Origin of the sequence: Aerophototrophica crusticola (genome assembly GCF_012913305.1) — a bacterium.
Lineage (GTDB): Bacteria > Pseudomonadota > Alphaproteobacteria > Azospirillales > Azospirillaceae > Niveispirillum > Niveispirillum crusticola.
The window spans coordinates 1,947,721-1,961,290 of record NZ_CP051775.1 but is presented as its reverse complement, the minus strand read 5'-3'; the positions used below and the strand labels follow the sequence as shown (position 1 = coordinate 1,961,290).

The 13,570-nt window shown below is 68.6% G+C and carries 13 protein-coding genes; 4 read left to right on the top strand and 9 right to left on the bottom strand.

Features of this window, described 5'->3' with window-relative positions; all coding sequences use genetic code 11:
- Positions 1-170: 170 nt before the first annotated feature.
- The gene (locus tag HHL28_RS09535; protein WP_075768655.1) at positions 171-1,154 is read left to right on the top strand and encodes a LysR family transcriptional regulator; all 984 of its coding nucleotides are present in this window, start codon (positions 171-173) and stop codon (positions 1,152-1,154) included.
- 83 nt (positions 1,155-1,237) lie between these two features.
- Here HHL28_RS09535 and HHL28_RS09530 read toward each other — a convergent pair whose 3' ends face one another.
- The 8 genes from HHL28_RS09530 to fabI form a co-directional block, all read right to left on the bottom strand.
- Entirely contained in the window at positions 1,238-2,110 is an 873-nt protein-coding gene (locus HHL28_RS09530; protein ID WP_075768656.1) for a TolB family protein, read from the bottom strand.
- 18 nt (positions 2,111-2,128) lie between these two features.
- Positions 2,129-2,365: a hypothetical protein gene (locus HHL28_RS09525; RefSeq protein ID WP_169655056.1), complete on the bottom strand. Its 237-nt coding sequence runs from the start codon at positions 2,363-2,365 to the stop codon at positions 2,129-2,131.
- A gap of 48 nt (positions 2,366-2,413) precedes the next feature.
- A complete protein-coding gene (locus HHL28_RS09520; RefSeq protein WP_075768657.1) occupies positions 2,414-2,785 on the bottom strand; it encodes a DUF6491 family protein in 372 nt (123 codons plus the stop codon).
- A gap of 77 nt (positions 2,786-2,862) precedes the next feature.
- Complete coding sequence (locus HHL28_RS09515; RefSeq protein WP_075768658.1) at positions 2,863-3,534, bottom strand: TetR/AcrR family transcriptional regulator; 672 nt, start codon at positions 3,532-3,534, stop codon at positions 2,863-2,865.
- A 105-nt stretch (positions 3,535-3,639) separates the two neighbouring features.
- Positions 3,640-4,503, bottom strand: a complete 864-nt coding sequence (locus tag HHL28_RS09510; RefSeq protein ID WP_075768659.1) for a phytanoyl-CoA dioxygenase family protein — start codon at positions 4,501-4,503, stop codon at positions 3,640-3,642.
- A 42-nt stretch (positions 4,504-4,545) separates the two neighbouring features.
- Positions 4,546-5,451: an exonuclease domain-containing protein gene (locus HHL28_RS09505; RefSeq protein ID WP_083698712.1), complete on the bottom strand. Its 906-nt coding sequence runs from the start codon at positions 5,449-5,451 to the stop codon at positions 4,546-4,548.
- A gap of 151 nt (positions 5,452-5,602) precedes the next feature.
- On the bottom strand, positions 5,603-6,688 hold the full coding sequence (aroC, locus tag HHL28_RS09500; RefSeq protein WP_075768660.1) for a chorismate synthase: 1,086 nt from the start codon (positions 6,686-6,688) through the stop codon (positions 5,603-5,605).
- 110 nt (positions 6,689-6,798) lie between these two features.
- The gene (gene fabI, locus HHL28_RS09495; RefSeq protein ID WP_075768661.1) at positions 6,799-7,647 is read right to left on the bottom strand and encodes an enoyl-ACP reductase FabI; all 849 of its coding nucleotides are present in this window, start codon (positions 7,645-7,647) and stop codon (positions 6,799-6,801) included.
- Positions 7,648-7,784: 137 nt separating this feature from the next.
- Between fabI and HHL28_RS18555 the strand changes: the two genes are divergently transcribed.
- From HHL28_RS18555 to HHL28_RS09485, 3 genes are all read left to right on the top strand, one after another.
- Entirely contained in the window at positions 7,785-8,363 is a 579-nt protein-coding gene (locus HHL28_RS18555) for a YihY family inner membrane protein (protein WP_404325478.1), read from the top strand.
- Positions 8,363-9,040, top strand: a complete 678-nt coding sequence (locus tag HHL28_RS18550; protein WP_404325477.1) for a YhjD/YihY/BrkB family envelope integrity protein — start codon at positions 8,363-8,365, stop codon at positions 9,038-9,040. Before HHL28_RS18555 ends, HHL28_RS18550 begins: the two co-directional genes overlap by 1 nt.
- Before the next feature lie 325 nt (positions 9,041-9,365).
- Complete coding sequence (locus HHL28_RS09485; RefSeq protein ID WP_169655053.1) at positions 9,366-12,197, top strand: TonB-dependent receptor domain-containing protein; 2,832 nt, start codon at positions 9,366-9,368, stop codon at positions 12,195-12,197.
- A 126-nt stretch (positions 12,198-12,323) separates the two neighbouring features.
- Here HHL28_RS09485 and HHL28_RS09480 read toward each other — a convergent pair whose 3' ends face one another.
- Positions 12,324-13,559, bottom strand: coding sequence for a putative 2OG-Fe(II) oxygenase (locus HHL28_RS09480; protein ID WP_169655050.1), 1,236 nt, complete (start codon positions 13,557-13,559; stop codon positions 12,324-12,326).
- Between the last annotated feature and the right edge of the window lie 11 nt (positions 13,560-13,570).

Below are 13,570 nucleotides of genomic sequence, written 5' to 3'. Positions count from 1 at the left end.
CCGCGGGACACTCCGCGGCGCTCTTTTTTGCTTTTCTCGATAGAAGATCTCTATTAGCCCAAAGTCCAAGACCGGTCTGCCCGGCAAACCGTTAGCATCCATGCACGTGGGGAGAAGAGCGCGGCCAGCAAGGACCGCCCAACCCCCGGGACCGGGAGGATGCGTGGCCCATGATGACCCTGCGGCAGATCGAGATCTTCTGGGCCATCGCCCATGCGGACAGCCTGACCAAGGCCAGCAAGGTGCTGGGCCTGGCGCAGCCCAGCCTGTCGCAGCAGCTCGCCAAGTTGGAGGAGGAGGCGGGAAACCGCCTGTTCAACCGGGCCGGCAACAACCTTGAACTGACCGATGCCGGCCGCTTCCTGCTGCGCAAGGCGGAAGCCATCCTGGCCAACATGGATGAGGTCAGCGCCGGCATGACCGAGTTCCGCGACGGGGCGCGCGGCGTGGTCTCCATCGGGGTGCTGAACTCCGTCGGCCGCACGGTGCTGCCCCTCGCCCTGGCCCAGGCGGCGGAAGCCATGCCGGGGGTGGAGATCGACATCCATGAGGTGGCGCCGGCGGAGGCGCTCGAGCTGCTCTATGGCCGGCGCATCACCATGGCCGTCCTGGGCGCCGACAGCATCGCCGCCACCAGCGCCAGCTTCCAGCAGGTGGACCTGCTTGCCGACCCGCAGGTGCTGGCCGTGCCGCGCTCACTGGACCTGTCCGCGGTCAAGGATTTGGACCGCGACCTGGGCGAGGCTGAAAAGCGGGTGCTGAACAACTGCATCCAGTTCAATTTCGGCAACCAGCGCAGCCGGCGGGTGGAGCAATGGTACCGGGACTACCTGCCGCGCCACCGGGTGCTCTGCCAGACCCGCACCTATGAGGTGGCCCTGTCCATGGTGGAGGCGGGGGCGGGCGTGGCGCTGGTGCCGGCGCTGGCCGCCAAGCTGGGGCCGCACCTGGACCATGCGGTGAACCTGTACAGGGTTCCCATGCCGGAACGCCGCCTGGTGGCCCTGGCCCCGCCGCAGAACCTGCGGGTGGATGTCTATTCCCGCTTCCTGGCCATCCTGAAGAAGGCCGCGGGGCAGGTCACCCTGCCTGACGTAAGGGACATGCCCCCGTTCCTCGCCGCTGGGCCTGCGGAGTGGAAGGCCGTCTCGTAGGTCGGATTAGGAGCCGCAAGGCTCCGTAATCCGACGGCCCCGCGTCGAGCCCATTATGTCGGATTACGCTTCGCTAATCCGACCTACGGGAGGACGGAGGATGTGGGCACCCGGTACACGTCCGCCATCCCGGCCGGCTGGCCGTCGCGGACGCGCATGCTGCCGAAGGTCAGGGTCTTGCCGTCGGCGCTGAACTGCGGGGTGAAGGTGAAGGGGCCGGTGTTGACGGCATCGGGCAGCTTCACCGCCTCACCCCAGCCATCGCCCTGCTTGGCGACCCGGTAAATTTCCCCCTTGCCGCCGCGCAGGCTCCAGAACAGGGCCGACTTGCCGTCCGGGGCCAGGGTGAAATCGCCTTCCTGGCTGGCGGAGTTGATGGGGGCAGGCAGGGCTTCTGGTGCCGTGAACCCGCCCTTGCCATCGGGCTTGGCGGCATAGATGTCCAGCCCGCCCTGGCTGCCCTTGCGGCTGGAGTTGAAGGTCAGGACGCCGCCATGCACCTCCGGCCCCAACTCTTCCCCGGGGCTGTTCACAGCCTCCCCCAGCCATTCGGGCGTGCCCCAGCCGGCGGCGGTGCGGGTCACGCGCCAGATGTCCATGTCCTTCTTGTCGGCCTTGGCCGGGGTGGGGCGGTCTGAAACGAAATAGAGGGTCCGCCCGTCGGGCGCCAGCCAGGGGTCGCTGTCCTTGTAGCGATTGTCGGTGAAGGGCAGGGGGGCCGGTTCGGTCCAACCATCACCGCGCCGCTCCATCACCATGATGCGGGCGCCCTGGAAGTTGGCGGCCGAGCGGGCGAAGACGGCCAGGGTGCCGTCGGCGCTGATGTTCCAGTTGTACTCGTTCTCCGCGGTGGAGACGGTGCCCGGCAGCCACGGGCCTTCCATGGCCAAATCCGCCGCACCCGCGGCCCCAGCCGTCAGCACCACCGCCAGCAACCCGATCCCGACCTGTCGCATGATCCATTCCCGCTTCCGTCAACCTGCGCCGACAGAAACCAGATGGACCCAGGGCGGGATAGGGCCATTCCAGAGGAACGGGTGGAGGCCGTCAGGAATTCGACGCGGGCGGCTTGTCCCCGGCTTCGGGCCGTCGCCGGTCCAGTCGTCATGGACCAGGCTGCGGGCGCGGTCCATCTCCGCCTGTTCTTCCTTGGTGGGCGGGCGGGGGATCTGGGGGCGGTCGGGGCCGTCCAGACTGGGCTTGCCGGTCATCTGTCACCTCCTCGGGTTCGGGAAGGCAACAGGCGACCGGCCAGGGCGTCACTTCTTCGCCATGCGCAGGGCGTCCGCCTGCTCGGCGGTGATGGGGTCGATGCTGTCGATCAGGCAGAACTGGCTGCCCGGCTCCACCACCCGCAACGGGTCGGTGCTGCACAGGTCGTTGGTGCTGGTGGCAAAGCTGAAGCCGTTGAACAGAAGGCCGGTGCAGCGGTTGGCCAGGCTGATCCTCTGGTACCGGTCCTTGCCGCGCAGCTTCACCAGGATGGTCTTGCTGTCGATGGTCTCCGTCCGGTCGATGTCGCGCAGGGGAATGCAGGTGATCCCCTTGTCCTTCTTGGGCTCAGCCTCCTGCGCCAGGGCGGGGGAAGAGACGGCAAGGGCGATGGCGGCGGCGATGGCAAGGCGCAGCATGGCGGGACTCCCCGGGGGTGGGACATTCCCATCATATGGGTGCGGTTTTCCCGTCGCGTAGGGCGGGGCGGCCCCTGTCAAGGATCGAAAGGCGCCGTCAGGCCGGCGGTGACATAATCCACCACCCGGCGCACCAGCGCATCCCGGTCGGTGACCTGGCAGAGGCCGCCGGACAGGGTGGCGAGGCGGCCCAGGTCGTTGGAGCTGCCGTGCTGAACGCCCAGGGACAGGTGCAGGCGCCAGTACACCTCCTCCGCCGGCAAGTGGGGCAGGGCGCGGGTGAGCGCGGTGACGAAGCGCTGCAGGTGGCCCACGTCCTTCTCCAGCATCTCCCGCAGTTCGGGCGGGCCGCCGGCGCGGGCCAGCGTGTAGAACTGGTTGTAGAGCGACAGGGCGGTGCCGGTGAGGCTGGCCCGGATGGCGGGGCCCACCAGGGCCTCCACGATCTCCCGCACCGGCGGGGGCTGGTCGCCGGCCCGCGCCTCCGCCTCCCGCAGCAGGCGGGCGCGCTCCTTGTTAAGGGTCACGGCCCCGCGGCGGAACACGGCCAGCAGCAGGGCGTCCTTGGAGCCGAAATGATAGTTCACCGCGGCCAGGTTCACCCCAGCCGCCGCCGTCAGCTCCCGCAGGGACACGCTGGCATAGCTGCGCTCGGCGAACAGCCGCTCCGCCGCGTCCAGGATCACTTCCTTGGTGTCCTTGCCGTCCGTGCGTGGGGCCTCCTCGGCCCCCACCCCCGTCCCCGCCATGCGCCCCCCGCCCCGTTCCGCTCAAACGTTCGTTCTTTTGTTTGCCGACTGTAGCGGTTCTGGCGGGGCGGTGCCAGGGGAGGGAATGCGGGGACTGTTCGGTGCCTAGGCAAACCCCCGCGCCGGGTTGTCGGCCGGCCTTTGCAGCCAGTTGTCGGCGGGGTAGGGCAGGGTGCCGTCAACCACATGGACGGCATAGGCGTGGCGGCTCTTGTCCGAATGGTTCGGGCCGGACAGGTGGGGCAGCAGGCCGTGCAGCACCACCAGCGTGCCCTTCGCCGCCTCCAGCGGCACATACCCGTTCTCCGGCGTGCAGGCCGGCCAGGGGGTGGGGTCCAGCACGTCCATCCGCACGCCGCCTTGTCCGGCGCGGGCGAAGCGGGACTTCAGGCCCGCCGCGTGCCCGCCGGGCAACGCCCACATGCAGCCATTCTCCAGGGTCGCATCCTGGAGCGCGAACCACAGGCCGATCACGCTGGGCGGGTCGGTGTAAAGGAAGGTGGCGTCCTGGTGGCAGACCACCTCACCCCCGATGCGCGGCTGCTTGAAGATGTACATGGACTGCATCAGCAGCGGGTCGCGCATCCCCAGCGCCGTCACCAGTGCGGCCAGGCGAGGGTCGCGGGAAAAGTCGCTGAACAGCGGGTCCCGGTCATGCAGGGCGTGACCGATCTTGTTCACCGCCACCGACTTGGGGCGGTTCAGCGCGCCGTCGGGCCCAAGCGCCCCTTCCTCCAGGAAGAACCGCACCTGGTCGCCAGAGGACAGGAAATACGCGTCCGTCGTCTTCTTCTGGTCGGTGGTGGAGAAGACGCTGGGGATGTCCGCGGGCTCGAACCCCTCCACCAACTCCCCCGCCCGCGCCACCAGCGCGTCGCACCGCTCAGCGGGCATGAAACCGGGCAGGACCAGGAAGCCGTCACGGTGGAAGCGGGCGACCAGGTCGGGGGAGGGGAAGGTTCCAGTCATGGCGGCAGGGTAAGCGCGGCCGTGGGCAAGGGGCAAGGCCGCTCAGCCCGCCAGCCCCAGCATGGCGCGGAACTGGGCCTCGTCCAGGATGGCCGGGCCCTGGTCCCCCCGGTTGCGGGCGGTGCGCAGCTTGGTGCTGTCACGGGTGCGGCCGACGACCAGGTAGGCGGTCTCCGCCGTCACGCTACCCTGGGGAACCATGCCGGCCACGGCGGCCAGCGTCTCCGCCTCGCCGCGGGTCAGGCTGGACAGGGTGCCGGTGAAGCAGATGCGGCGGCCGGCCAGGGTGGGGTCACGCAGCACCTGGGGCAGGCGGATAGGCTGCGCGCCGCCGCGCCGGGGGGCGCCATAGGCCTTGCAGGTCAGGTCCTGCTCGCCCCCGAAGCTCCCCAGGGTGATGCCGGACAGGGCGGCCATGGTGGCGAGGTCGTCGGCACCCGACTCCGCCATGGCCCGCAACGCGATCTCCGCACAGGCGCGGGCGTCGCTGCCGGCCTTGTGATGGTCCAGCTCGATCCCGAAATGCCAGGCCAGGTAGTTCAGCTTGTGCCGCTCGAGATCGGGCCAGAGCCGGCGGGCCGTCAACAGGGTGCAGAGGTAACTGTGGGCCGGCACCGTCAAGCCGTACCAGGCCAGGGTCGCCCGCAGCACCGACATGTCGAAGCTGGCATTATGGGCCAGCAGCAGGGCGTCGGACAGGCGTGGCCGCAGCCGCTCCCACAGGTCCGGGAACTCCGGCTTGTGGGCCACGTCCTCCGGCCGGATGCCGTGGACGCCGATGGTGAAGGGGGTGAAGCGCAGCTCCGGCGGGCGGATCAGGTACTCCTCCGTCGCCACCACCCGCCCGCCCTCGATGAAGGCAAGGCCGATGGCGCAGGCGCTGGCCCGCTGCTCGTTGGCGGTCTCGAAATCGATGGCGACGATGGGGGTGGGGAATGCGGCGGACATGGGTTCCAGTATAGCCATTCGTCGCCCGCTCGACGACGTGCCTTCTGCAAGGCAGATCCTCAGCATCCCTGGGCAAGCCGCCGATGCCCGGGGTTGAGTGGAGGGTGCCTCGCGTGCTGTCGGATTACGCTTCGCTAATCCGACCTACGGGTCAGCGGGCCATCGCCTTCTGCCGCAGGTAGGCGTCCGCCAGCACCACGGCCATCATGGCTTCCCCCACCGGCACGGCGCGGATGCCCACGCAGGGGTCGTGGCGGCCCTTGGTGACGATCTCCGTCTCATTGCCGAAGCGGTCCACCGTCAGCCGGGGGGTGAGGATGGAGCTGGTGGGCTTGATGGCGAAGCGGACGACGATGTCCTGGCCCGTGCTGATGCCGCCCAGCACGCCGCCGGCATGGTTGGACAGGAAGACCGGCTTGCCGTCCGGGCCCACGCGCATCTCGTCGGCGTTCTCGATGCCGGTCAATTCCGCCGCGGCGAAGCCGGCGCCGATCTCCACGCCCTTGACGGCGTTGATGGTCATCATGGCGGCGGCAAGCTCGCTGTCCAGCTTGTCATAGATGGGCTCCCCCCACCCGGCGGGGACGCCGCTGGCCACCACCTCCACCACCGCGCCGACGGAATTGCCGGACTTGCGCAGCCCGTCCAGGTAATCCGCCCAGCGTTCAGCCGCCTGCCGGTCGGGGCAGAAGAAGGGGTTCTCCGCCACCGCGGACCAGTCCCAGTTGGCCCGGTCCACCTTGTGCGGGCCCATCTGCACCATGGCGCCGCGGATGGTGATGCCGGCACCCGGCACCGACTCCAGCACCCGCCGCGCCACGGCGCCGGCGGCGACGCGGCTCGCCGTCTCCCGCGCGCTGGAGCGGCCGCCGCCGCGATAGTCGCGGATGCCGTACTTGGCGTCATAGGTATAGTCGGCGTGGCCCGGACGGTACTTGTCCTTGATGTCGCCGTAGTCCTTGGACCGCTGGTCCTCGTTCTCGATGAAAAGCATGACCGGCGTGCCGGTGGTCAGCCCCTCGAACACGCCGGACTTGATCTGCACCCGGTCCGGCTCCTGCCGCTGGGTGACGTACTTGTTCTGGCCGGGCTTGCGCTTGTCCAGGAAGGCCTGGATGAAGCCCTCGTCCAGTGGCAGCCGCGGCGGCACCCCGTCCACGACGCAGCCGATGGCCGGCCCGTGGCTCTCCCCGAAGGTGGTGAAGCGGAACAGGGTGCCGAAGCTGTTGCCGGCCATGGCCCGGCCTCCCGACGAAATGAATCACCCAAGGGCCGCGACCGCGGCCCCGCGACCACGTGGTCGCGCAAGCCAAGCCGCCGGAGGCGGCGCCCGGCGTCTGAGGGCGCTTAATGCCCGGCCGGCGTCATGCTCTGCAACAGGGCCCCCGTCTCCGCGGCGGTGTCCACCCGGGCCATGCCGACGGTGTGGTAGCCCGCGTCCACGTGCAGGTTCTCGCCCGTCACGCCGGTACCCAGGTCGGACAGCAGGAACAGGGCGGCGTTGCCCACCTCCTGGATGGTGACGTTGCGGCGCAGGGGCGCGTTCAGCTCGTTCCATTTCAGGATGAAGCGGAAGTCGCCGATGCCGCTGGCGGCCAGCGTCTTGATCGGGCCGGCGGAGATGGAGTTGACCCGGATCGCCTGGGGGCCCAGGTCGTTGGCCAGGTACTTGACGCTGGCCTCCAGCGCCGCCTTGGCCACGCCCATGACGTTATAGTGCGGCATCACCTGCTCCGCGCCATAATAGCTGAGCGTCAGCAGGCTGCCCCCGTCCTTCATCAGCGGCACGGCCCGCTGGCTGACGGCGGTGAAGGAGTAGCAGGAGATGTCCAGGGTGCGCGCGAAGTTGGCGCGCGTCGTGTTGAGGTACAGACCATCCAGCTCGTTCTTGTCCGAGAAGGCGATCGCATGCACCACGAAGTCCAGCTTGCCCCAGCGCTCCTCCAGCGCCTTGAACACCGCGTCGATGCTGGCCTCATCCGTCACGTCGCAGGGCAGCAGGATGTCCGAACCCACCTGCTCCGCCAGGGGGCGGACGCGCTTCAGCAGGGCGTCGCCCTGGTAGGTGAAGGCCAGTTCCGCCCCGTGGGCGGCCGCCTGCTGGGCGATGCCCCAGGCGATGGAACGGTCGTTGGCGACACCCATGATCAGGCCGCGCTTGCCGGCCATCAGCGGGGCAGGGGAGGTTTGATTCATACCGATCTCTCCGCCAAGACCCCTGTCGGGGCCTGGAAAAACGGCCGGCATCCTACACGAACCGGGCTTGGGGTCAAATCCGGGCCGCATGCCCATGGGGGGGCCGCCTGATGCCGCCATTGTCTAGGGCAGGGCGATTGCAGGCCTGGGGGCTGGCCCTGCCGCACAGGATCAAGGATTTCGGCAGCGTCGCCTGGCATGCCATGGGCCGCTTCTGGCGCAACAACGACCTGCAGGCGTCGGCCGCGCTCACCTATACCACGCTGCTGGCGCTGGTGCCGCTCCTGACCGTCACCTTCGCCATCTTCACCGCCTTCCCCGCCTACAGCCGGGTGCGGGAGCAGGCCCAGACCATGCTTTTCGAGTTCCTGGTGCCCCAGGTGGGGCAGCAGGTCCAGGGCTATGCCAGCCAGTTCATGGCCAACGCCGCGGCATTGACCGGATTCGGCGCCGTGGGCCTGACGTTCAGCGCCATCCTGCTGTTCAGCAGCATCGAGGGGGCGTTCAACGCCATCTGGCGGATCACCGAGCCGCGGCCGTTGCTGATGCGGGTGCTGTCCTTCTGGGCGGTGCTGACCATGGCGCCGCTGCTGCTGGGGGCCAGCATGTCGCTCAGCAGCAGCATGGCCGTGGACTTCCACGCCTTCGGGGGGAAGCCATCGAGGGATTCAAGCTGCTGGTCCCGGGCCTGTTCGAGGCGGCGGCCTTCACCCTGATGTACCTGGCCATCCCCAACCGGGCCGTGCGCTGGCGCGACGCCCTGGCCGGCGGGCTGGTGGCGGCGGTGCTGATGGAGGTGTCGAAGATCGGGTTCGTCCTCTACGTCACCGCCTTCCCGACCTATGAGACCATCTACGGTGCCCTGTCGGTGATCCCGATCTTCCTGGTCTGGCTGTACACCGTCTGGTCCATCGTCCTGTTCGGGGCGGAGATCACCGCCACCCTGCCGGAATGGCGGGCGGGCCGCATCACCGAGGGCGGGCCGGAGGGGTTGTTGTCCGCCCACCGCATCGTCGTGGCCGTGGCCATCCTGCGGGAGCTGCACCGGGCGGCGAAGCTGGGCGTCGGCATCCGCCAACCCACGCTGGCCTCCCGCATCCCCGTGGGTGCCGTCATCATCGAGGGGATGCTGGAGCAACTCCAGCATGCCCGCTGGGTGGACCGCACCGCCCGTGGCGCCTGGATCGCCAGCCGGGACCTGCACACCGCCACCATCGACGACCTGCGGCACAGCCTGGGCCTTGCCCTTCGGGGCAATCTGCGCGCCGTCGGCCATTTGCAGACGGGCTGGCAGGCGCGGCTGGCCGACCTGTTCGAACAGACGGAGCTGGCGGACAGCGGGATCCTGGCCGTGCCTTTGGCCACCTTGTTCGAGGAAGATGACAATTCATGAGGCCCTGTGCCAAGCGCGGCCCTGAAGGGACGAGACATAGGCCGAAGCGGCGGCGCCCCGGCCGTGCCGCTACTTAGGGGAGGCATTGAATTGCAAAAGTGCAACGGTTCCCCGTAATCTTCACCTCGAATGGGTAGGGGTATTTGAAAGATCGTCGTTCTCTCCGCTAAATCGGGAAAGCAGGTATGCGAACGGGTGGGGCTTTCCTCCTCCGCGTCGCCATGCCTCGACCGATGGGCAGCACCGGCCTAGGCCGGGCTACCCGATCAGATGCCGCACCAGACGGCATCGCGATAAGGGAACGACATACATGAAGCAATCCGTGATGAAGTCTCGGTCCGTCCGCGCCGCGCTGCTGGCCAGCGCCGCGCTGGGTGTGTTCGCCGTCGCCCCGGCCGCCCAGGCGCAGCAGGCCTCCGACCTCGAGGAGATCGTGGTCACCGGCTCGCGCATCGCGCGCCAGGACTTCGTGGCGAACAGCCCGGTGTCCACCGTGACGTCCGAGCAGATCCAGGCCACCGGTAGCTTGGCCGTCGAGCAGGTGCTGAACACCCTGCCGCAGGTGGTCCCGGGCTTCACCGCCGCGTCGAACAACCCCTCGGATGGCACGGCCACGGTCGACCTCCGCGGCCTCGGCGCTTCCCGCACCCTGGTGCTGGTGAACAACCGCCGTTTCAACCCGTCCACCAAGGGCAGCTCCTCGGTCGACCTGAACAACATCCCGGCCCGCCTGATCGAGCGTGTCGAGGTGGTGACCGGCGGCGCCTCCGCGGTGTACGGCTCCGACGCGCTGGCCGGCGTGGTGAACTTCATCCTGAAGGACGACTTCGAGGGTCTGGAGTTCAACAGCCAGTACAACATCACCGAGGAAGGTGATGGGCGCCAGATCGACAACTCCATGATCATCGGCGCGAACTTCGACAACGGCCGCGGCAACGTGACCGCCTTCGCGTCGCACTATGACCGCAACCGCGTCCTGGGCGCGGACCGCGACTGGGCCCGCATCAGCAATGCCGGCGGTTCGGCCACCGGCCGCGCCCGGTTCGACAACGTCCCGCTGAACCCGTTCCCGTCGCGCCCGACCAACGCCGGCTGCCCGGCCGCGGCCTCGACCAACCTGACCTTCAATGCCGACGGGTCTGTCCGCGGCTTCTGTAACGACCTGGACCTGGGCCCCAGCACCGACCGGTACAACTTCGCCCCGGTCAACAACCTGCAGTCCCCGGCCGAGCGCATCACCGCCGCCTTCCTCAGCCACTACGACGTGACGGACTGGCTGCAGTTCACCGGTGAGGGTTTCTACAGCGACAGCCGCCGCGGCGCCCAGCTGGCCCCCACCCCGCTGACCGGCGCCCTGGTCCCGGCCAACAACCCGTTCCTGTCCCCGACCGTGCGCGCCGCGCTGGCGGCCCGTCCGGACCCGAACGCCCCCGTCATCATGCGCCGCCGCATGGAAGAGGTGGGTGCGCGCGTGCAGGACAGCTCCTCCAAGCTGTTCCAGGGCAACTTCGGCTTCGAGGCCGAGCTGCCGGGCGGCTGGAGGGCCGACACGTTCTTCGGCTATGGCCGCACCGAGTTCCGCGACCAGATCCTGAACGACGTCTCCCGCTCCCGCGTGGCTGCCGCGCTGAACGCTGCCAGCACCACCAGCTGCGGTGCGGCCGTCCTGCGCCTGGCTCCCGGCTGCGTGCCGATCAACTTCTTCGGCCCGACCGGTTCCATCAGCCCGGCCGGCGCGAACTACATCCGCCTGAACATCTCCGACCTGACGGTGTATGAGCGCTACACCATCAACGCCAACGTCTCCGGCTCCGTGGTCGAGCTGCCGGCGGGCGACCTGGGCGTCGCGGTCGGTGTCGAGTACCGCGAGGACACGCTGACCTATACGCCGGACGCGGCCAAGGCGGCGGGCGACATCTTCGGCTTCAACGCCGAGCAGCCGGTGGACGGCAAGTACGACGTCTCGGAAATCTATGCCGAGGCCGTGGTTCCGCTGATCGCCGACGTTCCCTTCGCCAAGTATGTCGGCCTGGAACTGGGCGTCCGCTACTCCGACTACTCCTCGATCGACAGCGTCACCAGCTACAAGCTGGGCGGTGAGTGGGCCCCGGTGGACGGCGTCCGCTTCCGCGGCATGTACCAGCGCGCCAGCCGCGCGCCGAACGTGTTCGAGCTGTTCCAGAACGGCGACCAGGGCTTCCCGGCCATCACCGATCCCTGCTCGACCCGCAACGTCAACACCGGCGCCGTCCGCACCATCTCCGCGGCGACCCGGGCGTTCTGCACGCAGCAGCTGGGCTTCGACCCGGTCGCCGCGAACTTCGTGCAGCCGAACAGCCAGATCGAGGCGTTCTTCTTCGGCAACCGGAACCTGAAGGAAGAGACGTCCGACACCTACACCATCGGTGGCGTGTTCCAGCCGGACTTCGTCCCGGACCTGGACCTGACCGTCGACTACTACAGCATCAAGGTGAAGGACTATATCGGCACCATCGAGGGCGGCATCGCCGGCATCGTGGCTGCCTGCTTCGCCAGCCTCGACCAGACCAGCGCCGCTTGCCGCGATCCGCTGATCGGCGACAAGGTGTTCCGTGACGCGACGGGCGAGTTGAAGGCCCGCGGCACCCTGGGCAACGTGTCCTCCCTGAAGACCTCGGGCATCGACGTCGGCATCAACTACAAGATCCCGGTGGCCGACATGGTCGGCGACACCGGCATCTTCGGTGAGAAGTTCGACGTGGGCCTGAACGTCACCTGGGTCGACAGCTACAAGCTGGACGGCATCGAGTACATCGGCACCGCCGGCGCCTACAACATCTCCGCCACCCTGCCGGAGTGGAAGGCCAACCTGCGGCTGGCCTATGACATCGGCCCGGTGACGCTGACCTGGAACACCCAGTTCATCGACAAGATGGACAACCAGGGCAACATCCCCGACTTCGAGGATGGCGGCTACAGCGGCGTGAAGACGTTCTGGTACCACGACGTCTCCTTCCGCTGGGCGGTGGTGGAGCAGGTGGACCTGTTCGGCGGCATCAAGAACCTGGCGGACAAGAAGCCGCCGGTGTTCGACAACTCCCCGGACGGCAACACCGACCCGAACGCCTACGACGTGCTGGGCCGGCAGTTCTATGTCGGCGCGACCATCAAGTTCTGATCGTCGCCGACCATCCCGCGTCCCCGGCAGGTGCCACAAGCCCTGCCGGGGTTCCGGGGACCGGAGTCAAAGAAGAAGCGGCATGGGGAACCATGCCGCTTTTTTCTTGCCGTCACGGAAGGGTGGTCAGGCGGGGACCATGTCGAAGGCCACGGTGGTCCGGTGCTGGGGACCGTGGAACGGGATGGTGCCGTGCCAGACATAGCTGGGGAAGATCACCAGCCGCCCGGGCCGGGGTTGCACGGCGCGGACCCAGGGCAGGCGCAGGCGCGGCCCCATGTTGGGTTCCCCGAACTTGATCCAGCCCTGCTTGGCCTTCTCGTCGGCCACGGCGTCTGGAACCTCCGCATAGTAGCAGGCGCTCAGCCAGCCGGCCGGGTGGACATGGTCGGTGTGGTATCCCTGGTCATGCAGGCGGGCCGACCAGGACCCGCTGATGCGGATGCCCCCTGTCTTGCGTCCCAGGAACGGATGGGCCTTGTCGTCGGGCAGGGTGGCGATCCAGCCGGTGATGGCCTGTTCAAGCGAGCGCTGCAGCACGCCGACGACAGGCGGCAGCCCCTGGCGGCCGAACAGCGTCTCCGCCGTCTGGGTGCCGTGGCGGAGGGTCTGGTCTATGGGTTCATGCTTGGTCGTGTGCAGGGTCTGAAGGGCCGCCAGCAGGTCACGGTTGAACGCCTCCATGTCGGCGAAGCCAGGCGGCGGCGGCAGGTCCAGCACCCCCACCAGCCGGTCGTAATCGTTGATATAGGCTTCCCCGGCATCTCCCTTCAGCCGCAAGGCCAGGGCTTGTTGGGCATAGGCGAGCTGGTCCGTCGGCGCCAGGGTGGCGAGGCGGCGGGCATAGGCCAGCGCCTTATCCGGGTCACCGGCAGCCAGCGCCGCCTCACCCGCGCCGCGGAGCAGGGCGGCTGAGTCGGAAGCGGCGGCCAACCCCCGTTCGAAATCGGCCAATGCCTCAGCGGGGCGGTCCTGGCGCAGCAGCACGTTGCCGCGGGTATGCCGCACGGCGGGCGAGTCCGGTGCCAGCACCAGCGCCCGGTCCACGTCCGCCAGGGCCTCCTCTGGCCGGCCGAAATGGGCCTCCGCCTCCGCCGCCATCTCCAGCACGTCGGCCCGGTCAGGGGCGGCCCGCTTGGCGGCGCGGTAGGACTCCAGCACCTCCCCATGCCGGCCCAACTGCCAGAGCAGCTTGTTCAGGTTGGCGTGGGTGTCCCGGTTGAACGGGTCCAGGGACAAGGCCCGGCGATAGGCCTCGATGGCCTCCTCATGCCGGTCCAGGCCGGACAGGGCGTTGCCCAGATTGTGCCAGACCTCGGGCAGGTCCGGCGCCGCGGACAAGGCCTGGCGATAGAAGGCCACCGCATCCGCCT

Excerpts from the sequence above, each read along its gene's own strand:
- HHL28_RS09535 (WP_075768655.1), top strand. The coding sequence starts at position 171 with ATGATGACCCTGCGGCAGATCGAGATCTTCTGGGCCATCGCCCATGCG.
- HHL28_RS09530 (WP_075768656.1), bottom strand. The coding sequence starts at position 2,110 with ATGCGACAGGTCGGGATCGGGTTGCTGGCGGTGGTGCTGACGGCTGGG.
- HHL28_RS09525 (WP_169655056.1), bottom strand. The coding sequence starts at position 2,365 with ATGACCGGCAAGCCCAGTCTGGACGGCCCCGACCGCCCCCAGATCCCC.
- HHL28_RS09520 (WP_075768657.1), bottom strand. The coding sequence starts at position 2,785 with ATGCTGCGCCTTGCCATCGCCGCCGCCATCGCCCTTGCCGTCTCTTCC.
- HHL28_RS09515 (WP_075768658.1), bottom strand. The coding sequence starts at position 3,534 with ATGGCGGGGACGGGGGTGGGGGCCGAGGAGGCCCCACGCACGGACGGC.
- HHL28_RS09510 (WP_075768659.1), bottom strand. The coding sequence starts at position 4,503 with ATGACTGGAACCTTCCCCTCCCCCGACCTGGTCGCCCGCTTCCACCGT.
- HHL28_RS09505 (WP_083698712.1), bottom strand. The coding sequence starts at position 5,451 with ATGTCCGCCGCATTCCCCACCCCCATCGTCGCCATCGATTTCGAGACC.
- aroC (WP_075768660.1), bottom strand. The coding sequence starts at position 6,688 with ATGGCCGGCAACAGCTTCGGCACCCTGTTCCGCTTCACCACCTTCGGG.
- fabI (WP_075768661.1), bottom strand. The coding sequence starts at position 7,647 with ATGAATCAAACCTCCCCTGCCCCGCTGATGGCCGGCAAGCGCGGCCTG.
- HHL28_RS18550 (WP_404325477.1), top strand. The coding sequence starts at position 8,363 with ATGTACCTGGCCATCCCCAACCGGGCCGTGCGCTGGCGCGACGCCCTG.
- HHL28_RS09485 (WP_169655053.1), top strand. The coding sequence starts at position 9,366 with ATGAAGTCTCGGTCCGTCCGCGCCGCGCTGCTGGCCAGCGCCGCGCTG.